This window comes from Streptomyces sp. NPDC043738, assembly GCF_056436545.1.
This window is the reverse complement of the sequence record NZ_JBWKCJ010000022.1, coordinates 109433-132141: the sequence shown is the minus strand read 5'-3', so window position 1 is coordinate 132141 and position 22709 is coordinate 109433. Positions and strand designations below refer to the sequence as shown.

Annotated in this window: 17 protein-coding genes and 1 pseudogene; 12 read left to right on the top strand and 6 right to left on the bottom strand. The window is 73.6% G+C overall.

Annotated elements, in window-relative coordinates; translation table 11 throughout:
- The first annotated feature begins 62 nt into the window (after positions 1 to 62).
- The 8 genes from AC0680_RS26330 to lgt all read left to right on the top strand — a co-directional run bounded on the left by AC0680_RS26330 (position 63) and on the right by lgt (position 6665).
- Entirely contained in the window at positions 63 to 302 is a 240-nt protein-coding gene (locus AC0680_RS26330; protein WP_384442395.1) for an HGxxPAAW family protein, read from the top strand.
- 163 nt (positions 303 to 465) lie between these two features.
- Entirely contained in the window at positions 466 to 912 is a 447-nt protein-coding gene (locus AC0680_RS26325; protein WP_478633153.1) for a DUF2752 domain-containing protein, read from the top strand.
- 151 nt (positions 913 to 1063) lie between these two features.
- Positions 1064 to 1873 (top strand): indole-3-glycerol phosphate synthase TrpC, encoded by an 810-nt coding sequence (gene trpC, locus AC0680_RS26320; protein WP_478633151.1) that lies wholly within the window; start codon positions 1064 to 1066, stop codon positions 1871 to 1873.
- 17 nt (positions 1874 to 1890) lie between these two features.
- A complete protein-coding gene (gene trpM, locus AC0680_RS26315; protein ID WP_478633150.1) occupies positions 1891 to 2118 on the top strand; it encodes a tryptophan biosynthesis modulator TrpM in 228 nt (75 codons plus the stop codon).
- Between the two features lie 149 nt (positions 2119 to 2267).
- On the top strand, positions 2268 to 3539 hold the full coding sequence (trpB, locus tag AC0680_RS26310) for a tryptophan synthase subunit beta (protein ID WP_478633148.1): 1272 nt from the start codon (positions 2268 to 2270) through the stop codon (positions 3537 to 3539).
- Positions 3539 to 4369, top strand: a complete 831-nt coding sequence (gene trpA, locus AC0680_RS26305; protein WP_478633145.1) for a tryptophan synthase subunit alpha — start codon at positions 3539 to 3541, stop codon at positions 4367 to 4369. The genes trpB and trpA overlap by 1 nt, the downstream gene beginning before the upstream one ends.
- Positions 4370 to 4475: 106 nt before the next feature.
- Positions 4476 to 5399 carry a DsbA family protein gene (locus AC0680_RS26300; RefSeq protein WP_478633143.1) on the top strand — a complete coding sequence of 308 codons (924 nt, stop codon included), beginning with the start codon at positions 4476 to 4478 and terminating at the stop codon, positions 5397 to 5399.
- Positions 5400 to 5555: 156 nt separating this feature from the next.
- Positions 5556 to 6665, top strand: coding sequence for a prolipoprotein diacylglyceryl transferase (gene lgt / locus AC0680_RS26295; RefSeq protein ID WP_478633141.1), 1110 nt, complete (start codon positions 5556 to 5558; stop codon positions 6663 to 6665).
- Positions 6666 to 6742: 77 nt separating this feature from the next.
- On the opposite strand, the gene AC0680_RS26290 is transcribed toward lgt, so the two are convergent.
- Entirely contained in the window at positions 6743 to 7756 is a 1014-nt protein-coding gene (locus tag AC0680_RS26290; protein ID WP_478633139.1) for an HpcH/HpaI aldolase/citrate lyase family protein, read from the bottom strand.
- Entirely contained in the window at positions 7753 to 9009 is a 1257-nt protein-coding gene (locus AC0680_RS26285) for a CaiB/BaiF CoA transferase family protein (RefSeq protein WP_478633138.1), read from the bottom strand. Before AC0680_RS26285 ends, AC0680_RS26290 begins: the two co-directional genes overlap by 4 nt.
- Positions 9010 to 9192: 183 nt before the next feature.
- Here AC0680_RS26285 and AC0680_RS26280 point away from each other — a divergent pair.
- Positions 9193 to 10111, top strand: a pseudogene (locus AC0680_RS26280) (RNA-guided endonuclease InsQ/TnpB family protein); the annotation flags it as partial.
- Between the two features lie 31 nt (positions 10112 to 10142).
- Here AC0680_RS26280 and AC0680_RS26275 read toward each other — a convergent pair.
- The 4 genes from AC0680_RS26275 to AC0680_RS26260 are packed head-to-tail and all read right to left on the bottom strand — an operon-like array spanning position 10143 to position 15302.
- Positions 10143 to 11591, bottom strand: a complete 1449-nt coding sequence (locus AC0680_RS26275; RefSeq protein ID WP_478633136.1) for an ADP-ribosylglycohydrolase family protein — start codon at positions 11589 to 11591, stop codon at positions 10143 to 10145.
- Positions 11588 to 12856, bottom strand: a complete 1269-nt coding sequence (locus AC0680_RS26270) for an ADP-ribosylglycohydrolase family protein (RefSeq protein WP_478633134.1) — start codon at positions 12854 to 12856, stop codon at positions 11588 to 11590. The genes AC0680_RS26275 and AC0680_RS26270 overlap by 4 nt, the downstream gene beginning before the upstream one ends.
- Entirely contained in the window at positions 12853 to 14157 is a 1305-nt protein-coding gene (locus AC0680_RS26265; protein ID WP_478633133.1) for an ADP-ribosylglycohydrolase family protein, read from the bottom strand. Before AC0680_RS26265 ends, AC0680_RS26270 begins: the two co-directional genes overlap by 4 nt.
- Positions 14154 to 15302, bottom strand: coding sequence for an ADP-ribosylglycohydrolase family protein (locus AC0680_RS26260; RefSeq protein WP_478633130.1), 1149 nt, complete (start codon positions 15300 to 15302; stop codon positions 14154 to 14156). The genes AC0680_RS26265 and AC0680_RS26260 overlap by 4 nt, the downstream gene beginning before the upstream one ends.
- A gap of 277 nt (positions 15303 to 15579) precedes the next feature.
- On the opposite strand from AC0680_RS26260, the gene AC0680_RS26255 reads away from it, so the two are divergent.
- The 3 genes from AC0680_RS26255 (at position 15580) to AC0680_RS26245 (ending at position 22679) form a co-directional block, all read left to right on the top strand.
- Positions 15580 to 16311: a VIT1/CCC1 transporter family protein gene (locus AC0680_RS26255; protein ID WP_478633196.1), complete on the top strand. Its 732-nt coding sequence runs from the start codon at positions 15580 to 15582 to the stop codon at positions 16309 to 16311.
- Between the two features lie 301 nt (positions 16312 to 16612).
- Positions 16613 to 21226 carry a glutamate synthase large subunit gene (gene gltB, locus AC0680_RS26250; RefSeq protein WP_478633127.1) on the top strand — a complete coding sequence of 1538 codons (4614 nt, stop codon included), beginning with the start codon at positions 16613 to 16615 and terminating at the stop codon, positions 21224 to 21226.
- On the top strand, positions 21219 to 22679 hold the full coding sequence (locus AC0680_RS26245) for a glutamate synthase subunit beta (RefSeq protein WP_478633126.1): 1461 nt from the start codon (positions 21219 to 21221) through the stop codon (positions 22677 to 22679). The genes gltB and AC0680_RS26245 overlap by 8 nt, the downstream gene beginning before the upstream one ends.
- Positions 22680 to 22709: the final 30 nt, after the last annotated feature.

Below are 22709 nucleotides of genomic sequence, written 5' to 3'. Positions count from 1 at the left end.
CAATGGACCGCGAGGATCACCGCGCCCCGACCCAGGCGCGAGAGAGCAACGAGGAGCAGTCAATGTCGAGCAGTGGCCACGGACACACCCCCGCCGCCTGGACCGGCGTCATCATCTCGTTCATCGGCTTCTGTGTCGCCGGAGCCTTCATCGTGCTGAACAGCGTGCCGGGCTTCTGGGCCGGCATGGTGCTGATCGCCGCCGGTGCCGTGGTGGGTGGGCTGATGCGCGCGGCCGGCCTGGGCCAGGAGCCCAAGCGCTCGGCGAAGCCGGCCGTCCAGGCGCAGCCGCAGGAGAGCTGACCACGCTCCCCGTGGCGCCGGGTCCCGGCGCCACCTCGCACCTCCCCGAAGGCGCCGCTTCCCGGCCCGTACGCACCCGCGGGTGCCGTGCCCGCCGTCCGTGCACACCCCGTACGGCGGCCGAGAAGCTGCGCCTTCGCGCGCATGGCAGCACAATCGGCACGTGAGCGATCCCCTGGCGCAGGCCCGGCAGGAAGCCCGCCCGGCGGGCGGCGTGCCCCGCCGTCTCGCGGCGCCCCTGGGAGCCCTCGCGGTCGTCGCCGCCGCCTTCGCCGCCGTCGGGGCCGTCGACCCGAACGAGCCCGGCCACTATCCCGTCTGCCCGCTGCTGCACCTCACCGGCGTGTACTGCCCGGCCTGCGGCGGCCTGCGCAGCGCCCACGCCCTCGCGCACGGCGACCTGGCCGCCGCCCTGGGCGCCAATGCGCTCGCGGTGGCCGGCTTCGCGGCCTGCGCGGTCTTCTGGGTGGTCTGGCTCGGCCGTGCCGCCCGGGGCCGCCGTACGCCGGGCCCCCGCCCGCGCGCCGTCCACTGGTGGGCCCTGGGCGGGCTGCTGCTGGCCTTCACGGTCGTCCGCAACCTCCCCTTCGGCAGCGGTCTGGCACCGTGACCCGGGGCCCCGGAGATGTCCAGCTTGTGGGACCGCCGTCAACCGGATGCGAGACCTGCATCCCATGGCGGATACCATCGGAGAGCCGGATGGGACAGCTCGTCCCACAGGCCGCTGTCCACCGCCGCCGCTCAAGAAGGAGGCCGCTCGCGTGAGTGTGCTCGACGAGATCATCGACGGGGTCCGCGCCGACCTCGCTGAGCGGCAGGCGCGCGTCTCCCTCGACGAGCTCAAGGAGCGGGCCCGCAAGGCACGCCCCGTGATGGACGGTGTCGCGGCACTCAAGGGCGAGAGCGTCACGGTGATCTGCGAGGTGAAGCGTTCCAGCCCGTCGAAGGGCGCGCTCGCCGCGATCGCCGACCCGGCCGGTCTGGCCGCCGACTACGAGGCGGGCGGCGCCGCGGTCATCTCCGTCCTCACCGAGCAGCGCCGCTTCGGCGGCTCGCTGGCCGACCTGGAGGCCGTCCGCGCCCGGGTCGACATCCCCGTGCTGCGCAAGGACTTCATCGTCACCGCCTACCAGCTGTGGGAGGCCCGGGCCTACGGCGCCGACCTCGCCCTGCTGATCGTCTCCGCGCTGGAGCAGGAGGCCCTGGTCTCGCTGATCGAGCGGGCCGAGTCGATCGGGCTGACGCCGCTGGTCGAGGTGCACGACGAGGAAGAGGTCGCCCGCGCGGTGGACGCCGGCGCCCGGATCATCGGCGTCAACGCCCGCAACCTCAAGACCCTGGAGGTCGACCGCGGCAACTTCGCCCGGGTCGCCCCCGAGATCCCCGACCACATCGTCAAGATCGCCGAGTCCGGTGTCCGCGGGCCGCACGACCTGATCGCGTACGCCAACGACGGCGCGGACGCGGTGCTGGTCGGCGAGTCGCTGGTCACCGGCAAGGACCCCAAGACCGCGGTCGCCGACCTGGTCGCCGCGGGCTCCCACCCGGCGATCCGCCACGGTCGGTCCTGACCGCCCGGATCACCGACATGACCGCCGCCTCCCGCATCCGCCGCCCGGGCCACCGCTCCGGCCCCGCCGTGCTGCTCGCCGCGGCCGCCGGGGACGGGCGGCACGCGGCGCTGGGACGCGGGTGCCGGCCGCGCGGGTGCCGGGCACCGGCACGCCGGGTCCACGGACGTCGGGTGCGCTACCACATCGGTTCGGAACCGGGACAGATCAACGGGCGCCGATGGCGCACGGCCGCCGCGCGCTGACGCGTCGGCCCCCTGCCGGCGCCACGGTGGCGGTGAACCACCGTGCGGTGGCAGCGGGCCACCGTGTCGCGCGCCGCATACCGTGATGTGCCCTCTCCCGACATAACCGGACTTTCCGGGGTGAACGCCCCGGCCTAGGAGTGCGTCAGATGTCCTCCGATTTCTTCCTTCCCGACCCCGAGGGGCGCGTGCCCAGCCCCGAGGGCTACTTCGGTGCCTTCGGCGGCAAGTTCATCCCCGAAGCGCTGGTCGCCGCGGTCGACGAGGTCGCCGCCGAGTACGAGAAGGCCAAGGCGGACCCCGCGTTCGCGGCCGAGCTCGACGACCTGATGGTCAACTACACCGGGCGCCCCAGCGCGCTCACCGAGGTGCCGCGGTTCGCCGAACACGCCGGCGGGGCCCGGGTGTTCCTCAAGCGCGAGGACCTCAACCACACCGGCTCACACAAGATCAACAATGTGCTGGGCCAGGCGCTGCTCACCAAGCGGATGGGCAAGACCCGGGTCATCGCCGAGACCGGCGCCGGCCAGCACGGCGTCGCCACCGCCACCGCCTGCGCCCTCTTCGGCCTCGACTGCACCATCTACATGGGCGAGATCGACACCGAGCGCCAGGCCCTCAACGTCGCCCGGATGCGGATGCTCGGCGCCGAGGTCATCGCCGTGAAGTCCGGCAGCCGCACCCTCAAGGACGCCATCAACGAGGCCTTCCGCGACTGGGTCGCCAACGTCGACCGCACCCACTACCTCTTCGGCACGGTCGCCGGGCCGCACCCCTTCCCGGCCCTGGTCCGCGACTTCCACCGCGTCATCGGCGTCGAGGCCCGCCGCCAGATCCTCCAGCGCGCGGGCCGCCTGCCGGACGCCGCCCTCGCCTGCGTCGGCGGCGGCTCCAACGCCATCGGCCTCTTCCACGCCTTCCTCCCCGACACCGGCGTCCGCCTGATCGGCTGCGAGCCGGGCGGCCACGGCGTGGAGACCGGCGAGCACGCCGCCACCCTCACCGAGGGCACCCCCGGCATCCTGCACGGCTCGCGCAGCTACGTCCTGCAGGACGAGGACGGCCAGATCACCGAGCCGTACTCGATCTCCGCCGGCCTGGACTACCCCGGCATCGGCCCCGAGCACGCCTACCTCAAGGACGCCGGCCGCGCCGAGTACCGCGCCGTCACCGACGACGCGGCGATGCAGGCGCTGCGACTGCTGTCGCGGACCGAGGGCATCATCCCGGCGATCGAGAGCGCCCACGCGCTGGCCGGCGCCCTGGAGGTCGGCCGCGAGCTGGGCCCCGAGGGCCTGCTGCTGGTCAACCTCTCCGGCCGCGGCGACAAGGACATGGACACCGCCGCCCGCTACTTCGGGCTGTACGACGGCGAGAGCGCGGCGGACGCCGCCCACGCGGCAGAGCAGGGGGAGAAGTGATGGCGGGCAACATCGAGCTGCTGAACGCGGTGCTGGCCCAGGCCCGCACCGAGAACCGCGCCGCGCTCGTCGGCTACCTCCCGGCCGGCTTCCCCACCGTGGACGGCGGCGTACGGGCGATGACCGAGATGCTGGACGGCGGCTGCGACATCGTCGAGGTCGGCCTGCCGCACAGCGACCCGGTCCTGGACGGCCCGGTCATCCAGACCGCCGACGACATCGCGCTGCGCGGCGGCGTCAAGATCGTCGACGTGATCCGCACGGTCCGCGAGGTGCACGCCGCCACCGGCGCGCCGGTGCTGTGCATGACGTACTGGAACCCCGTCGACCGCTACGGCGTGGAGCGGTTCGCCGCCGACCTGGCCGAGGCCGGCGGCGCCGGCTGCATCCTGCCGGACCTCCCGGTCGAGGAGTCCGAGGCCTGGCGCAAGGCCGCCGAGCAGCACGGACTCGCCACGGTCTTCGTGGTCGCGCCCAGCAGCCGGGACGAGCGGCTCGCCAAGATCACCGAGGCCGGCAGCGGCTTCGTCTACGCCGCCTCGCTGATGGGGGTCACCGGAACCCGCGAGTCCGTCGGCCGCGAGGCCCAGGAGCTGGTGGCCCGTACCCGTGCCACCGCTGGTGCCCGCCGCGGGCTCCCCGTCTGCGTCGGCCTCGGCGTCTCCAACCCCGAGCAGGCCGCAGAAGTGGCGCAGTTCGCGGACGGGGTGATCGTCGGCTCGGCGTTCGTCAAGCGGCTGCTGTCGGCGGACGGTGACCTGGCGGCCGGCCTCGCCGGGGTCCGCGCCCTGGCGGGCGAGCTGGCCGAGGGCGTACGCAACCGCCGCTAGACGAGCGGCCGGGGCGTCCACGGCGGTCCGGCGCGTGGTCCCTCGATAGGGCGAACATCGGTGCGGAGGGGTGCGACGGCACCCCTCCGCCTCGTTGTGCACGGGCGTGAACCAGACGAATCATGAGGGTCGCAGAAGCGCCCGCGAGCGCATTCAGGCACAGCGGGCGAAGGAGCAGGCACGCGCCCGGCGCGGCCGCCAGGTGATCGTGGCCGGGTCGTTGCTGGCGGTGCTGGGGATGGCCGGCGGTATCGCCGTGTGGGTCACCGCGGCCGGCAACGGCCAGGGCGGCACCGACAACGAGACGGCCCGCCCGAAGCAGGCCGGCGGGGGTGATCGGCCCGCCGTCCCCGTCGGTGCGCCCGACGCCCCCTCCACCCTGACGGTGTGGGAGGACTTCCGCTGCCCCGCCTGCCAGCAGTTCGAGACCGGATTCCGCAAGGTGACCCATGAGCTGGAGGACTCCGGCCAGCTCAAGAGCGAGTACCACCTCGTGACGATCATCGACGGCAACATGGGCGGCCAGGGCTCCCTCAACGCCGCCAACGCCGCTCTGTGCGCCCAGGACGCCGGGCGGTTCCGCGACTACCACGACGTGCTCTACTCCCACCAGCCGCCCGAGTCGCAGGACAAGTTCGCCGACAAGCAGTACCTCCTCCGGCTGGCCGGCAAGGTCAAGGGCCTGACCTCGCCCGCCTTCACCAAGTGCGTCAACGACGGCACGTACAACGGCTTCGTGCGCAAGTCCAACGACGCCTTCACCAAGTCCGGCTACCGCGGCACCCCGACCATCCTGCTCAACGGCAAGGACCTCGCCAAGGAACAGAGCGGCCGGGTCACCCCCGCGGTCCTCAAGAAGCTGGTCTGGGCCGCCAACAAGGGCAAGAAGCCGGGGAGCGTCACCCCGAGCGCGAGCACACCCGCCGCGCCGGGCAGAAGCGCGGCGGCGGGAGCGAGCGCCTCGCCCCACCGGAAGCACGCCGGGGCGGCGAGCGCCTCGCCGCGGAACGGCGCGGCGGAGTCGCCCTAGCTGTGTTGTCCCGGCCCGCTTCGGTGCGCACCGGCCTGGTGGGCGCCGCGGCAGCCCGGGGCACGCGGTGTCACGCTGCGCCGAGGGCGTCGTTACGCAGCCGTTGCCGGGCGGGTTGTCGCCGACCCCGCCCGGCGCGGTAGCGTCGTCCCTGCCATGGACCTCGCATTCATTCCCAGCCCGTCGGTCGGCGTCGTGCATCTCGGCCCGATCCCGTTGCGCGGCTACGCGTTCTGCATCATCATCGGCGTCTTCGTCGGCGTCTGGCTCGGCAACAAGCGCTGGATCCAGCGCGGCGGCCGCTCCGGGACCGTCGCGGACATCGCCGTGTGGGCCGTGCCCTTCGGACTGGTCGGCGGCCGCCTCTACCACGTCATCACGACGTACGAGCCGTACTTCGGCAAGAACGGCCATCCGATCGACGCCCTCAAGGTGTGGGAGGGCGGCCTCGGCATCTGGGGTGCGGTCGCGCTCGGCGCGGTGGGCGCCTGGATCGGCTGCCGCCGCCGCGGCATCCCGCTGCCGGCCTACGCGGACGCGCTGGCGCCCGGTCTGGCCCTCGGCCAGGCGATCGGCCGCTGGGGCAACTGGTTCAACCAGGAGCTCTACGGCAAGCCGACCGACCTGCCGTGGGCGCTGGAGATCAGCTCCGACCCGGCCATCGGGCGCATCGGCGGCACCTACCACCCGACCTTCCTCTACGAGAGCCTGTGGTGCATCGGCGTCGCGGCGCTGGTGATCTGGGCCGACAAGCGCTTCCGGCTCGGCCACGGACGGGCCTTCGCGCTGTACGTCGCCGCCTACTGCGCGGGCCGCGCCTGGATCGAGTACATGCGGGTCGACGAGGCCCACCACATCCTGGGCCTGCGGCTGAACGTCTGGACCGCGCTGATCGTCTTCGTCCTGGCCGTCGTCTACTTCGTCGTCTCCGCCAAGCGGGCACCCGGACGCGAGGAGATCGTCGAGCCCGGGGCGCTGGAGGAGCGCGCCCAGCGCGAGGCCGCCGGCGACGGCGAGGACGCGGAGGGGACCGACGGCGAGCGCGGCAAGGTCTCCGTCGAGAAGGCGGGGGAGGCGGGGGAGAAGCCCGCCGCGAAGACGGACTCCGCGGACTCCGCGGCCGAGGAAGCCGAGAAGACGGCGAAGACCGCGAAGACCGAGGACTCCGCCGAGGACGAGCCGGGTGCGGGGAAGGACGCGGCGGACACCGCCGACTCCGACACCGACGCCAAGCCCGCCGGGAGCGGCAGCAACAAGAAGTCCTGAGGCGGCCCACGGCTGCCGTCGGCGCCGGCCGGATTCGAGTGATCGGATCCGGCCGGCGCCCTTTTCGTCCCCGTGCCTCAGCGGCCCCGCCGCTCGGCCAGCGCCAGCACCCGCCGGGCCCCGGCGACCACCGCCGCGTCCACGAACCGCCCCTCCGGCAGCGCCTGCGCCCCGCCCTGTGCCGCGGCCGCCCGCACGATCCGCTCCGCCGCCTCGACCTCCCTGGACGACGGCAGATGCGCCGCCTCGATGACGGGGAGCTGGCGCGGATGGATCGCGGCCCGGCCCAGGAAACCCAGCGCCCGGCCCCGCACGCTGGAGCGGGCCAGCCCCTCCAGGTCGCGTACGTCCGGGTAGACGGACTGCGGCGGCGGGGGCAGCCCGGCCGCGCGGGCCGCGACCACGGTCCGGCTGCGCGGCCAGGCCAGCCCCGCATCGTCGCGTACGCCCAGCTCCGCGCTCAGATCGGCCTCGCCGACCGCGATGCCGCGCAGCGCCGGGTGCGCGGTGGCGATGGCGAAGGCGTGCTCGATGCCGAGCGCGGATTCGAGCAGGGCGTAGAGCGCCGGGGTGGCGGGCAGCGCGCCGGCGCCGGTGGCGGCCGCGGGGGTGAGCACGGTGGTGGCGCTCTGCGGGGCGGCCCTAGCGGACGCGGCGGTGCCGGGCACCGGAGCGCACCTGCGCCCGGCGGCCGGACGCCCGGCGAGGGCGGGCGCGGCGGGCGGCCCCGCCGTCGTCGCCCACCCGGCCGCCCGGTGGATGTCGGCCGGTCCCTGCACCTTGGGCAGCCGCAGGCCGGCCAGCCCCGGCAGCGCGGCCAGGGTGCGGATCTCGGTCTCGGCGAGCGGGCCGTCCAGCGCGTTGACCCGCACGTGGACGGGGGACGGGCCCGGGACCGGGTCGCCGAGCAGTTCGGCGGTGGCGTGCAGCGCGTAGCCCTTGCGGTCCGGGGCGACCGCGTCCTCCAGGTCGACCACCACCACATCCGCCCCGCAGTCGAGCGCCTTGGCGACCACCCCGGGGCGGTCGCCGGGCACGTACAGCCAGGTCAGCGGGGTGCCGAGGGAGGTCTCGCGGGGCGGCCGCGTCATAGCGCGCCCGCCGCCCGCAGCCCGGCGATCTCCTCCGGGTCCATGCCGAGCCCGGCCAGCACCCGGTCGGTGTCGGCGCCGTGCGGGCGGCCGGCCCACTGGATCGCCCCTGGAGTCTCGGAGAGCCGGAAGAGCACGTTCTGCATCCGCAGCGTGCCCAGCTCCTCGTCCGGGACCTCGGTGATCGTCCCCAGCGCCTGGTACTGGGGATCCGCCAGCACATCGCGGATGTCGTAGACCGGCGCGACGGCCGCCTCGGCCTTGTCGAAGGCGGCCAGGACCTCGGCCCGGTCGTGCCGGGCGATCCAGCCGCCGACCGCCGCGTCGAGCTCGTCGGCGTGCCGCGCGCGTCCCGCGCCGGTGGCGAACCAGGGCTCGTCGATCACCTCGGGCCGGCCGACCAGCCGCATCACCCGCTCGGCGACGGACTCCGCGGAGGTGGAGACGGCCACCCACGAGCCGTCGGCGGTGCGGTAGGTGTTGCGCGGCGCGACGTTGGCGGAGCGGTTGCCGGTCCGCGGCTGGACGTGGCCCAGCTGGTCGTACCAGAGGGGCTGTGGGCCGAGGACGGTCAGCATCGGCTCGATCAGCGCCAGGTCGACGACCTGGCCGCGGCCGGTGGCACCCTGTCCGCGCAGCGCGGTCAGCACGGCGTACGCCGTGGTCAGCGCGGCGATCGCGTCGGCGAGGCCGAACGGCGGCAGGGTCGGCGGACCGTCCGGCTCCCCGGTGATCGCGGCGAATCCGCTCATGGCCTCGGCGAGGGTGCCGAACCCGGGACGCCGGGCGTACGGGCCGAACTGCCCGAAGCCGGTGACCCGGGCCAGCACCAGGCAGGGGTTGACGGCCGACAGCTCCTCCCAGCCCAGGCCCCACTTCTCCAGGGTCCCGGGCCGGAAGTTCTCGACGACGACGTCCGCGCCGGCGGCCAGCCGCAGCAGGACGTCCCGGCCGGCGGGGTGGGACAGATCGAGTGTCATGGTGCGCTTGTTGCGGCCCAGCAGCTTCCACCACAGCCCGACGCCGTCCTTGGCGGGCCCGTGGCCACGGGCGGGGTCGGGCCGCCGGGGATGTTCGACCTTGATCACCTCGGCGCCGAAGTCCCCGAGCAGGGTGGCGGCGAGCGGCCCGGCGAACAGCGTGGCGAGATCGAGCACCCGCAGCCCGGCGAGCGGGCCGGGGCGGGGCCCGGGCTCCGGCCCGGCGGGCCCGGCGGCGGGCTCGGTCCTTCCGGTCAGGGACGGGTCGGTCATTGAGACTCCTTCGTGGATACCCCTGGCTTCGGCCGGGGGCGGGGGTACCTCCCGCTTGCGGGGGAGGGACGAAGCTCCTGCGGAGCAGGGCAGCCCGCGACGGGGAGAACAGGCCCACCGTGATCGAGTGCACTCAACTGCCAGTCCTCCCAGGTAGGTTCGGATGTATGACGACGGAAGCGGAAGGACATCAAGGCCGGGGTGCCGGTGCGGCGGCGGGCCGGGATGCCGCGCTACAAGAAGAAGCGTGAGGCGCTGCCCACGCTGGAGTACACCCGGCGCGGTTTCCGCCTCAAGGGTGAGCGTGTGCACCTTGCGGGCGGGATTGTCGTACGTCCGGTGTGGTTCCGGGAGCTGCCCGAGCCGCCCTCTTCGGTGCGGGTGTACCGGGACGCGGTCGGCCACTGGTGGGCGTCCTTCGTCGTCCCGTCCCAGATCGAGCGCCTGCCCGCGACCGGTCGTGTGATCGGGATCGATTGGGGGGTGAATCAGACCGCGACCACCACGTCCGACGACCACGACCTTCCGCACGCCCAGCACGGGCGTACGGCGGCGCAGAAGCTGGCCCGCTGTCAGCGGATGATGGCCCGTCGTAGGCCGAAGCGAGGGCAGGCCGTGTCGAAGGGCTACCGCGAGGCGAAGCGGCAGACCGCGAAGCTGCACAAGAAGGTTGCCGGGCAGCGGCAGGACACCGGTCGGAAGTGGGCGAAGCGTGTCGTGCGCGACCACGACGCCATCGCTGTGGAGGACTTCCGGCCGCGCTTCTTGGCGAGGACCACCATGGCACGCAAAGCCGCAGACGCCGCGATCGGCGCGACCAAGCGCGCCCTGGTGGAGATGGCCCGCAAGCACGGGCGCATCGTCCACCTGGTCCACCCCGCGCACACCACCGTGGACTGCGCGCAGTGCGGAGCGAGAACCAAGCACGCACTACCTCTTTCCGAGAGAACCTATGCCTGCACCGCGTGCGGGTTCGTGTCCCCCAGGGACAAGAACTCCGCCCGCGTGGTGCTGGTCCGGGCTGGTCTACAACCCGGCTGGTGCTGATCGTGTAAGACCTGCACGCCCGCCGGGTCGCAGGCGTCGTGAGCCAGGAATCCCCCTCGCTTACGAGGGGGAGGAGTCAAGATGCCTCAGGCCTCCGGTCGGTCGGGGGTGGGTACGACGAGCGCGGCGGTGCGCGCGGCGAGGGCGTCGAAGCCGATGCCGTCCAGTCCCGCGATGCTGGTGGCGAGCCGGTTGCGCAGCGGCCGCGTCCAGCGCTCGGGCAGGGCGGCGGGCGATCCGGCGAGCAGCCCGGCCAGCGAACCGGCCGTCGCGCCGTTGGAGTCGGTGTCCCAGCCGCCGGACACCGCACGGCAGATGGAGCCGGTGAAGTCGCCGTCGGCATGGGTGAGCGCGGCGGCCAGCAGCGCGGCGTTCGGCACGGCGTGCACCCAGTGGTGGTGGCCGTACGCGGCGTGCAGCCGGTCGACGACGGCGGTGAAGCCGTCCGGGGTGCCGGTCGGCTCCTCGCGTGCCGCCGCGATGCCGAAGCGGACGGCCCGCGCGAGCCGGGAGCGCGGGGGGATCACGGCGAGCCCGGCCCGCAGTGCGCCGTGCACATCGGCGGTGCCGCCGGCCGCCTCGGCGAGCGCGCCGGCCGCGAACATCGCGCCGTACACCCCGTTCGCGGTGTGGCTGAGCACGGCGTCCCGCCAGGCTTGTGCCGCGGCGGCCGCCGGGTCGCCGGGGTGCGTCCAGCCGTGCACGTCCGCGCGGATCAGCGCACCGATCCACTCCCGGAACGGGTTGTGGTGCCGGGCGGTGTGCGGCGGCTCGATGCCGTCCAGCAGGTTGCGGTAGGCGACCCGCTCGGCGGTGAACGTCCGCCCGGCCGGCAGCTCCTCCAGCCACAGCCGCGCGACGTCGCCGGTACGGAAGCCGGGGCCGTGGCGTTCGAGGAGCAGCAGCCCCAGCAGCGGGAAGTTGAGGTCGTCGTCCTCGGGCATCCGGTCGATGTGCTCGGCGAGCGAGGTGGCGCGGCTGCGGCGGTTCCAGGGGTAGCGCGCGGCCACCGCCGGGTCGAGCCCGATCTCGGTGAAGTACGAGGCCAGCGGCCAGTTCCCGGTCGAGCGGGCGAGTTGGCGCAGGCCGCTGAGCGGCAGCTTCTCCACCGGCTTGCCGAGCAGGCAGCCGGCCGCCCGCCCGAGCCAGGCGGCCTCCAGCCGGGCCGCGGGCACGGCGTTGCCCCGCCGCGTCGCCGCCGGCCGGGGCGGGCACACCGCCCGGATCCCGGGCAGCTCCGTGGGCTCGTCGGCCGCTGACGGGCAGGGCAGCGCGGCCAGTTCGTCGAGCAGCTCCCGGGCCAGGGCGCGCAGCGCCGGCTCGCCCGGTCCGGGGGAGGCGCCCGCCCGGCCGGGTGCCGGCGCCCCGCCCGCCGCCCGCCAGCGGCGCGCGACGGCGCCGGCGTCCCGGCCGTCCTGTGCCGCCTGCCGCAGCTCGTGCCCGATCAGGTCCTCGGGCTGCACCCAGGTCACCCGCAGCGGCTCCCCGGGTGCGGGGCGCGCCGGGTGGGCGGCGGCCACCGGCGTGGCCGTCACCGTCCGCCCGCCTCCGTCATCGCCGGGATGGCCGAGATCGCGGTGAAGGCCTGCTCGTGGGTGCGGGCGCGGGCCCGGTCGCGGGTGAAGACCTCACGGGCGACGGTGGCCAGTGCGGCCCCCGGAGCCTGGAGGTCCAGCCGGCTGGCGCGGGCGACCTCGGTGGCCCACTCGGCCGGTACCGCCGAGGCGCCGCGCAGGGCGCCGGCCAGCGCGCCGCTCATCGTGGCGATCGAGTCGCAGTCGCGCCCGTAGTTGACCGAACCCAGGACGGTGGTCCGGAAGTCGCCGCCGCCGATCAGCAACATGCCCAGGGCGACGGGGAGTTCCTCGATGGAGTGCAGCCGGGAGGGGCGGCGGGCGCCGAGCGAGGGGTTGCGGTAGTCCGGGCCGACGGTGTCGAAGGGGGCGACCGCGGCGCGCAGCGCGCCCGCCGCCGAGGCGCGGTCGGTGACCGACGCCGCGGCCTCGCAGACCGCTTCGATGGCGGCGCGGGTGCCGTCCTTGGCCAGCCGCAGCGCCTGGACGACGACCGAGGAGGCGGTGGCCTCGGGGGCGAACGCGGCGGCGACGGCCGCGGCGAACACACCGGCCGCCTCCCGTCCGTAGGAGGACTGGTGGGTACCGGAGATGTCCAGCGCCTCGGCGTAGGCCCGGTCCGGGTTACCGGCGTTGACGACGCCGACCGGCGCCATGTACATCGCCGCACCGCAGTTGACGATGTTTCCGACGCCCGCCTCGCGCGGGTCGGCGTGCCCGTAGTGCAGCCGCGCCACGATCCACTTCTCGGCGAGGAAGATCCGCTGCAGCGGCAGCGCCTCGGTCTCCAGCTCCGGGATCCAGCGCGGGGTGCCGATCAGGTCCGGGACGAGGTGGTCGGCGATGTCGTAGGCGTCGAGGTGGTCGCGCACCGACTCGTAGACCCGCACCAGCGCATGGGTCATCAGGGTGTCGTCGGTGACGTGCCCGTTTCCCTTGTGGTACGGGGCGATCGGGCGGGCGGTGCGCCAGTCGTCGTGGAACGGGCCGACGATGCCCTCGACCGGCCCGCCGTGCCGCTTGACGATCTCCTCCGGCGTCCGGCCCTCCACCGCCCCGCCGAGCGCGTCGCCGACCGCGGCGCCGATCAGGCACCCGGCGGCCCGGTCCTCCAACGACGGCGGGGCCGGGACCGCCGGTGCGCCGGGCGCGGCCGGCAGGACCTGGGAGACCTGGGTAGCGGGGACGCCCGGCGCGCTCGGCGTCGTCTCGCTGGTGTACGTCATCTGCGGATGAGTCCTTCCACGGTGGGGGTGAGGGGCGGGGCCGAGGCGGCCTCCGCCCCGGCTCGGGGGGCGGCGGGGGAGACGGCCTCCGGCGCGGCCCGGGCGGCGGCTTCCGGGGCGGGCGGCTGCGTGCCGGCGAGCCGCCCGGCCAGCTCGACCAGGTCCGTGCCGGCCAGCCGCGGCAGCGCGCAGCCGGACAGCACCCGGCAGGTGTCGCGCCAGGTGCGTGGCAGGGCCCGGGCGCCGCCCAGGGCGCCGGTCAGCGCGCCGGCGAGGGCGGGCGCGGAGTCGGCGACCCGGGAGAGGCAGGCGGCGGCCGGTACCGCCTCGGCGACCAGCCCGTCCGTCGCCAGGGCGAGCGCCAGCGCGACCGGGACGGTCTCGGCGGCGGCGATGCCGTAGCTGTAGACGTGGTCGACGATCTCGTGCTCCAGCACGGGGACCAGCGCGAAGGCGGTGCCGGGCCGGCCGGGCCGATCGGCGGCGAAGGACCGCGCGAGGTGGACCGCGTGCAGCGCGTTGCGGCGGATCTCGGTGCCCTCGGGGAGCTGGCCGAGCGCGGTGTCCACACAGTCGCCGGCCGGGGCCCCGCCGATCGCGGCGGCGATCGCGGCGGCCATCGCGCGGGCGCCGTACACCCCGTCGCCGTCCTGGGTGTAGCGCGCGTCGTACTCGGCGAGGTCGGCCGCCGCGGCGGGCTCACCGGGGTGCACCACGGCCAGCACGGCGGCCCGGACGCACGCCGCGTCGTCGAAGAAGTGCGGATTGTCGTGCCCGGTGGCGGGCGGCCGCAGTCCGGCGGCGAGGTTGCCGAGCCCGGCCCGTACGGAGATCCGGGCGCGCAGCGGAAGTACGGCGGACTCCACCTCGGGCGCCCGGTCGGCGGCCGCGGCGACCTCGTTGGCCAGCGCGTTCCAGGCGAGGTCGAGGGCCGCGCGCATCCGGCGGTCCCGGCCCAGGCCGCTGAGCAGGGCACCGGCCGCGGTGAGCACCGACTCGGCGGTGAAGGCCGCCCACTCGGCGTCGTCGGAGGGGCCGAGCCGCAGCGGCTCCGGCGGCTGGTTGAGGGCGATCGGCACGGGCAGCGTGGTGGTGGCGTTCTGCTCGGCGAAGGTGTCCAGCTCGCGGGTCAGCCGCCGGGTCCACTCCGGCATCCGCGCCGCCCGGTGCCGGGCCGCCGGCCACCCGGCGGCGTCGCCCGCGGCGAGCCCCAGCAGCAGGCCCTCGATACGGCTCCCGGCATCGGCGGCGCCGTCGGGGCCGGACGCGGTCGAGGCGGTGGCGGCGCCGTCCCGGTTCATCCGGCGACCGCCCCGGCCGGGGAGTCCGCCCCTGGGTCCGCGGCGGCCCCCGGGCCCGCCGCGGCCGGCGCCAGCAGGTCCGCGACGTCCAGGACGTGATAGCCGGCCATCGAGGGCAGACAGCTGCCGCGCGCCGGGCCGATGGCGCCGGCCCACTCCGCGGGGATCGCCGCGGCCCCGCACAGCGCGCCGGCCAGCGCGCCGGCCACCGCCGCCGTGGTGTCGGCGTCCCGGCCCATGTTCACCGCGGTCAGCACCGAGGCGGAGAAGTCGCCGCGGGCCGCGGCGAAGGCACCGAAGGCCAGCCCGACGGCCTCGGGCGCGAGATCCGTCCAGGGGTAGCCGCCGATCACGACGGCGGAGCGCACCGCGCGCTCGGTCCCGAGCTGGGTGATGCCCGGGTCGTGCCGGGAGCGCTGCGCGGCGCCGACCGCGCGGCGCAGTGAGCGGGCGGTCCAGGAGTCCTCCGGCACCACCGAGAGCGCGGCGGCGATCACCACGTCGGTGCTGGGGGTCCCCCCTGGACCGAGGGGGGCGCCCCCGGGCGTCGAAGACCCTTGGGGGAGGGCCACCATGGCTGCGGCGACCCCGGCGGCCACCGCCCGTCCGCCGTAGATCCCCTCGCCGTCGTGGCTGACCGTGCCGTCGATGGCGACCAGCCGGGCCGCCTCGGCGGGCCGGCCGGCGGCGAAGACCCCGAACGGCGCGGCGCGCATCGCCAGCCCGTCGCTCCAGGCGTGCCGGTGCTGCGCCGAGATCGGCGCGGCCAGACCGCGGCGCAGGTTCTCCAGCGTGCCGCGTTCGCTGAAGCCCGCGCCGCGGAAGGGCCCCTCGTCGCGGTCGGCGATCCACTGGTGCCAGGCGGCCTCCACATGGGCGACGGTCAGCGCCGAACCGTGCGCCGCCAGCAGCAGCCCCGAGAAGATGGCGTACTCGGTGTCGTCGGTGCCGGCCGGGTCGTCCTCGACGTAGCCCTCGATCCGGCCCCAGCGGCGCCGGATCTGAGAGGGCTTCATGTTCTCCGCGGGGGCGCCGAGCGCATCGCCGACGGCCAGCCCGAGCAGCGCGCCGCGGGCCCGGTCGCGCAGGCAACCGGGGGCGGCGGGGGGTGCCGGCTCCGGGGGCGTGGGCTGCGCTGGACTCATGCCGTATCCGTGCCACGCGGCGGGCCGCCTCTCCTGCCACCGGCGCCACGGTCACCCGGTCGACGCCCCCGGACATCACCGCGGAAGTGGGCCCCGCACCGCCTGTGACCGGGATCTCAGCGCCCCTCTCACGGAAAAGCCGCAGGTCAGCGCGGTAAGTTCGGCCTTCCTTGCTAGCGCAGGAGGGCAATTCGCGCATAGCTTCGAGGTGTTGGAGGGGGAAGTGCCGCCATCGGCCCACACCTCGCTGAAGGGAGTAGGTCCCGATATGTCCGTCATGGAGATCATGGATGCCGCGGCACCGACGCATGCGGCCCACCGCGACAACCACACCCACCGCGATGTCAACGGCGGCTGGCTGCGCCCCGCCGTCTTCGGCGCGATGGACGGTCTGGTCTCGAACCTCGCCCTGATGACGGGCGTCGCCGGCGGCGCGCTGTCGCAGCAGACGATCATCATCACCGGACTGGCGGGCCTGGCCGCCGGAGCCTTCTCCATGGCCGCGGGGGAGTACACCTCGGTCGCCTCGCAGCGTGAGCTGGTGCAGGCCGAGCTGGACGTCGAGCGGGCCGAGCTGCGCAAGCACCCCAAGGACGAGCTGGCGGAGCTGGCGGCCCTGTACGAGTCGCGCGGCGTCGAGCCGGAGCTCGCCCGCAAGGTCGCCGAGCAGCTCTCCGCGGACCCCGAGCAGGCCCTGGAGATCCATGCCCGGGAGGAGTTGGGTATCGACCCGTCCGACCTTCCTTCGCCCACCGTCGCCGCGCTGTCGTCCTTCGGATCGTTTGCGCTGGGCGCCCTTCTACCTGTTCTTCCTTACCTGTTGGGGGCTTCCGCCATCTGGCCCGCGGTGCTGCTGGCGCTGGTCGGACTCTTCGCCTGCGGTGCCGTCGTGGCGCGGGTGACGGCGCGCTCCTGGTGGTTCAGCGGACTGCGGCAACTCGCCCTGGGCGGTGCGGCCGCGGGTGTGACGTACGTCCTGGGAGCGGCGTTCGGAACCGTCGTAAGCTGACGAAGCAGTGATGTGTCATACGGGTGACGGCATAACTACTCTGTTACCCAACGGTTTCGGTTTGTCGACGACCGGGCATAAGGCCCTGGCGTCGCGGGCAATGTCGCTCGCCGAACGCCGCCTTGTGAGACGGCCTCGATTCCGTCCGCGTCCTGAGATCACCGCACAGCGGTGTCCGCATGTTGGAAGCCCCTTTTCGCTTTTCGAGAAGGGAGTCATCCTGTAACCTGCACGAAATTTCGCGGAGGGCCAACGTCGTCCCTCGGCAATGCCTATGCCACGACGACGTATGGGAGAGCCGATGCGCTTCGCGTCCACGCACTCCGCGACCCCCGGCAGCGCCACCGGTGCCGCCTGGTCGCCCATGGACGGGCGCCCCGCCCAGCAGGGGATGTACGACCCGCGCAACGAGCACGACGCCTGCGGCGTCGGCTTTGTGGCCACCCTCACCGGCGAGGCCAGCCACGCACTGGTCGAGCAGGCGCTCACCGTCCTGACGAATCTGGAGCACCGCGGTGCCACGGGATCGGAGCCCGACTCGGGCGACGGCGCCGGCATCCTGCTCCAGGTCCCGGACGCGTTCCTCCGCGAGAACGTCACCTTCGAGCTCCCCGAGGCCGGCGGCTACGCCGTCGGTATCGCCTTCCTGCCGTCCGATGCCCAGGAAGCGGCCGCAGCCGTCTCACGCATCGAGACGATCGCCGTCGAGGAGGGCCTGGACGTCATCGGCTGGCGGGTCGTCCCCGTCGCCCCGCAGCTGCTCGGCAACGGCGCCCGCGCCACCATGCCGGCCTTCTCCCAGCTGTTCGTCGGGGACGGCGAGAACACCGGCCTGGCCCTGGACCGCAAGGCCTTCGCGCTGCGCAAGCGCGCCGAGCGCGAGGCGGGGGTCTACTTCCCCTCGCTGTCCGCCCGGACCATCGTCTACAAGGGCATGCTGACCACCGGCCAGCTGGAGCCCTTCTTCCCGGACCTGTCCGACCGCCGCTTCGCCACGGCCATCGCCCTGGTCCACTCGCGGTTCTCCACCAACACCTTCCCGAGCTGGCCGCTGGCCCACCCCTACCGCTTCGTCGCGCACAACGGCGAGATCAACACGGTCAAGGGCAACCGCAACTGGATGCGCGCCCGCGAGTCCCAGCTGGCGTCGAAGCTCTTCGGCGCGGACAACGCCGAGCAGCTGGACCGGCTCTTCCCGGTCTGCACCCCCGACGCCTCCGACTCCGCCTCCTTCGACGAGGTCCTGGAGCTGCTCCACCTCGGCGGCCGCTCGCTGCCGCACTCGGTGCTGATGATGGTCCCGGAGGCCTGGGAGAACTCCACCTCCATGGACCCGGCCCGGCGCGCCTTCTACCAGTACCACTCCACGATGATGGAGCCCTGGGACGGCCCGGCCTGCGTCACCTTCACCGACGGCACCCAGGTCGGCGCGGTCCTCGACCGCAACGGCCTGCGCCCCGGCCGCTACTGGGTCACCGACGACGGCCTGGTCGTGCTCTCCTCCGAGGTCGGCGTCCTGGACATCGACCCGTCCAAGGTCGTCCGCAAGGGCCGCCTGCAGCCCGGCCGCATGTTCCTCGTCGACACCGCCGAGCACCGCATCATCGAGGACGACGAGATCAAGGCGCAGCTCGCCGCCGAGCACCCCTACCAGGACTGGCTGGACTCCGGCCTGATCGAGCTCGCCGACCTGCCCGAGCGTGAGCACATCGTGCACACCCACGCCTCGGTCACCCGCCGCCAGCAGACCTTCGGCTACACCGAGGAGGAGCTGCGGGTCATCCTCGCCCCGATGGCCAAGGCCGGCGCCGAGCCCATCGGCTCGATGGGCACCGACTCGCCGATCGCCGCGCTCTCCGAGCGCCCCCGGCTGCTCTTCGACTACTTCACCCAGCTCTTCGCGCAGGTCACCAACCCGCCGCTGGACGCCATCCGCGAGGAACTGGTCACCTCGCTGATCTCCTCGCTCGGCCCGCAGGGCAACCTCCTGGAGCCCACCGCGGCCTCCTGCCGCAGCGTGACCCTGCCCTTCCCGGTCATCGACAACGACGAGCTGGCCAAGCTCATCCACATCAACGCCGACGGCGACATGCCCGGCATGAAGGCCGTCACGCTCTCCGGCCTCTACCGGGTCTCCGGCGGCGGCGAGTCGCTGGCCGCCCGGATCGAGCAGATCTGCGCCGAGGCCGACGCCGCCATCGACGACGGCGCCCGGCTGATCGTGCTCTCCGACCGCCACTCCGACGCCGAGCACGCGCCGATCCCCTCGCTGCTGCTGACCGCCGCGGTCCACCACCACCTCATCGCCACCAAGGAGCGCACCCAGGTCGGCCTGCTCGTCGAGGCCGGCGATGTGCGCGAGGTGCACCACGTCGCGCTGCTCATCGGCTACGGCGCGGCCGCGGTCAACCCCTACCTGGCGATGGAGTCCGTCGAGGACCTGGTCCGGGCCGGCACCTTCCTGCCCGGCATCGAGCCCGAGCAGGCCATCAAGAACCTCATCAAGGCGCTCGGCAAGGGCGTTTTGAAGGTCATGTCCAAGATGGGCATCTCCACCGTCGCCTCCTACCGGGGCGCGCAGGTCTTCGAGGCCGTCGGCCTGGACGACGAGTTCGTCGCGCAGTACTTCCACGGCACCGCCACCAAGATCGGCGGCGCCGGCCTGGACGTCATCGCCCAGGAGGTCGCGGCCCGGCACGCCAAGGCGTACCCCGCCACCGGCATCGCCGCCACGCACCGCGCGCTGGAGATCGGCGGCGAGTACCAGTGGCGTCGCGAGGGCGAACCGCACCTCTTCGACCCGGACACCGTCTTCCGGCTCCAGCACTCCACCCGCTCGCGCCGCTACGACATCTTCAAGCAGTACACCGAGCGGGTGAACGAGCAGTCCGAGCGGCTGATGACGCTGCGCGGCCTGTTCGGCTTCAAGTCCGACCGGCAGCCGATCCCCCTCGACGAGGTCGAGCCGGCGTCCGAGATCGTCAAGCGCTTCTCCACCGGCGCCATGTCGTACGGCTCCATCTCCCAGGAGGCGCACGAGACCCTCGCCATCGCCATGAACCGGCTGGGCGGCAAGTCCAACACCGGTGAGGGCGGCGAGGACCCCGAGCGCCTCTACGACCCGGCGCGCCGCTCGTCCATCAAGCAGGTCGCCTCCGGCCGCTTCGGTGTGACCAGCGAGTACCTGGTCAACTCCGACGACATCCAGATCAAGATGGCGCAGGGCGCCAAGCCCGGCGAGGGCGGCCAGCTGCCCGGCCACAAGGTCTACCCCTGGGTCGCCAAGACCCGGCACTCCACCCCCGGCGTGGGCCTGATCTCCCCGCCGCCGCACCACGACATCTACTCCATCGAGGACCTGGCTCAGCTGATCCACGACCTCAAGAACGCCAACCCGGTCGCCCGCATCCACGTGAAGCTGGTCTCCGAGGTCGGCGTCGGAACGGTCGCCGCGGGCGTCTCCAAGGCGCACGCGGACGTGGTCCTGATCTCCGGCCACGACGGCGGCACGGGCGCCTCCCCGCTCACCTCGCTCAAGCACGCGGGCGGCCCCTGGGAGCTGGGCCTGGCCGAGACCCAGCAGACCCTGCTGCTCAACGGCCTGCGCGACCGGATCGTCGTGCAGACCGACGGCCAGCTCAAGACCGGCCGCGACGTCGTCATCGCAGCCCTGCTGGGCGCCGAGGAGTACGGCTTCGCGACCGCCCCGCTGGTCGTCTCCGGCTGCGTCATGATGCGCGTCTGCCACCTGGACACCTGCCCGGTCGGCATCGCCACCCAGAACCCGACGCTGCGCGAGCGGTTCAGCGGCAAGGCCGAGTACGTCGTCAACTTCTTCGAGTTCATCGCCGAAGAGGTCCGCGAGCTCCTCGCCGAGCTGGGCTTCAAGACCCTCGAAGAGGCCGTCGGCCACGCCGAGCTGCTGGACACCGCCAAGGCCGTGGACCACTGGAAGGCGCAGGGCCTGGACCTGGCCCCGCTGCTGCACGTCCCCGAGCTGCCCGAAGGCGCGGTCCGCCACCAGGTCACCGTCCAGGACCACGGTCTGGAGAAGGCGCTCGACAACGAGCTGATCAAGCTCGCCGCCGACGCGCTGGCCGCCGACACCGCCGAGGCCGCGCAGCCCGTGCGCGCCCAGGTCGCCGTCCGCAACATCAACCGCACGGTCGGCACCATGCTCGGCCACGAGGTGACCAAGAAGTTCGGTGGCGCGGGCCTGCCCGACGACACCATCGACATCACCTTCACCGGCTCCGCCGGCCAGTCCTTCGGCGCGTTCCTGCCGCGCGGCATCACGCTGCGCCTGGAGGGCGACGCCAACGACTACGTCGGCAAGGGCCTCTCCGGCGGCCGGGTCGTCGTCCGCCCGGACCGCGGCGCCGACCACCTCGCGGAGTACTCCACCATCGCGGGCAACACCCTCGCCTACGGCGCCACCGGCGGCGAGCTGTTCCTGCGGGGCCGGGTCGGCGAGCGCTTCTGCGTCCGCAACTCCGGTGCCACGGTGGTCTCCGAGGGCGTCGGCGACCACGGCTGCGAGTACATGACCGGCGGCAACGCGGTCGTGCTCGGTGAGACGGGCCGCAACTTCGCGGCCGGTATGTCCGGCGGTTTCGCGTACGTCATCGACCTGGACAAGGACAACGTCAACAAGGAGCTTGTCGAGGCGGTCCACGCGCTGGACGACGCCGACAAGCAGTGGCTGCACGAGGTCGTGCGCCGCCACCAGGAGGAGACCGGCTCCACCGTCGCCGCCAAGCTCCTCGCCGACTGGGATGCCGCCGCTGCCCGCTTCAGCAAGGTCATCCCGCCCACGTACAAGGCAGTGCTCGCCGCCAAGGACGCCGCTGAGCAGGCCGGACTCTCCGAGTCCGAGACCCACGAGAAGATGATGGAGGCGGCGACCAATGGCTGACCCCAAGGGCTTCCTGACCCACGAGCGCGAGATCGCCAAGACCCGCCCCGTCGAGGAGCGCGTCAAGGACTGGAACGAGGTCTACCAGCCCGGATCCCTGCTGCCGATCATCAGCAAGCAGGCCTCGCGCTGCATGGACTGCGGCATCCCCTTCTGCCACAACGGCTGCCCGCTCGGAAACCTCATCCCCGAGTGGAACGACTACGCCTACCGCGAGGACTGGACCGAGGCCAGCGAGCGGCTGCACGCGACCAACAACTTCCCGGAGTTCACCGGTCGCCTCTGCCCCGCCCCCTGTGAGGCCGCCTGCGTGCTGGGCATCAACCAGCCGCCGGTGACCATCAAGAACGTCGAGGTCTCCATCATCGACAAGGCGTGGGACAGCGGCGACGTCACCCCGCAGCCGCCCGAGCGCCTCTCCGGCAAGACCGTCGCCGTCATCGGCTCAGGACCGGCCGGTCTGGCCGCCGCCCAGCAGCTGACCCGGGCCGGCCACACCGTCGCCGTCTACGAGCGCGCGGACCGCATCGGTGGCCTCCTGCGCTACGGCATCCCCGAGTTCAAGATGGAGAAGCGCCACATCAACCGCCGCATCGAGCAGATGCGCGCGGAGGGCACCAAGTTCCGTACGGAGGTGGAGATCGGCCGCGACATCGACGCCAAGAAGCTGCGCAAGCGCTACGACGCCGTCGTCATCGCCGCCGGCGCCACCACCTCCCGCGATCTGCCGGTGCCCGGCCGCGAGCTGAACGGCATCCACTTCGCGATGGAGTACCTCCCGCTCGCCAACAAGGTGCAGGAGGGCGATCTGACGGTCGCCCCGATCACCGCCGAGGGCAAGCACGTCGTGGTCATCGGCGGCGGCGACACCGGCGCGGACTGCGTCGGCACCGCCCACCGCCAGGGCGCGGCCTCCGTCACCCAGCTGGAGATCATGCCCAAGCCGGGCGAGGAGCGCAGCGCCGGCCAGCCCTGGCCGACCTTCCCGATGCTCTACAAGGTCACCTCCGCGCACGAGGAGGGCGGTGAGCGGGTCTACTCCGTCTCCACCACCCACTTCGAGGGCGACGAGGACGGCAACGTCCAGTGGCTGCACCTGATCGAGGTGGAGTTCAAGGACGGCAAGCTGGAGCAGAAGCCGGGCACCGAGCGGAAGATCCCGGCCCAGCTGGTCACCCTCGCGATGGGCTTCACCGGCACCGACCAGGAGAACGGCCTGGTCGAGCAGTTCGGCCTGGAGCTCGACCAGCGCGGCAACGTCGCCCGTGACGGTGACTTCGCCACCAACGTCCCCGGTGTGTTCGTCGCCGGTGACGCCGGCCGCGGCCAGTCGCTGATCGTGTGGGCCATCGCCGAGGGCCGCTCCGCCGCCCGCGGTGTGGACCGCTTCCTGACCGGAGCCAGCGCCCTGCCGGCTCCCATCAAGCCGACGGATCGCGCACTGACCGTGTGAACGGCAGTGTGAGCGACCGTCCCTGAGTGT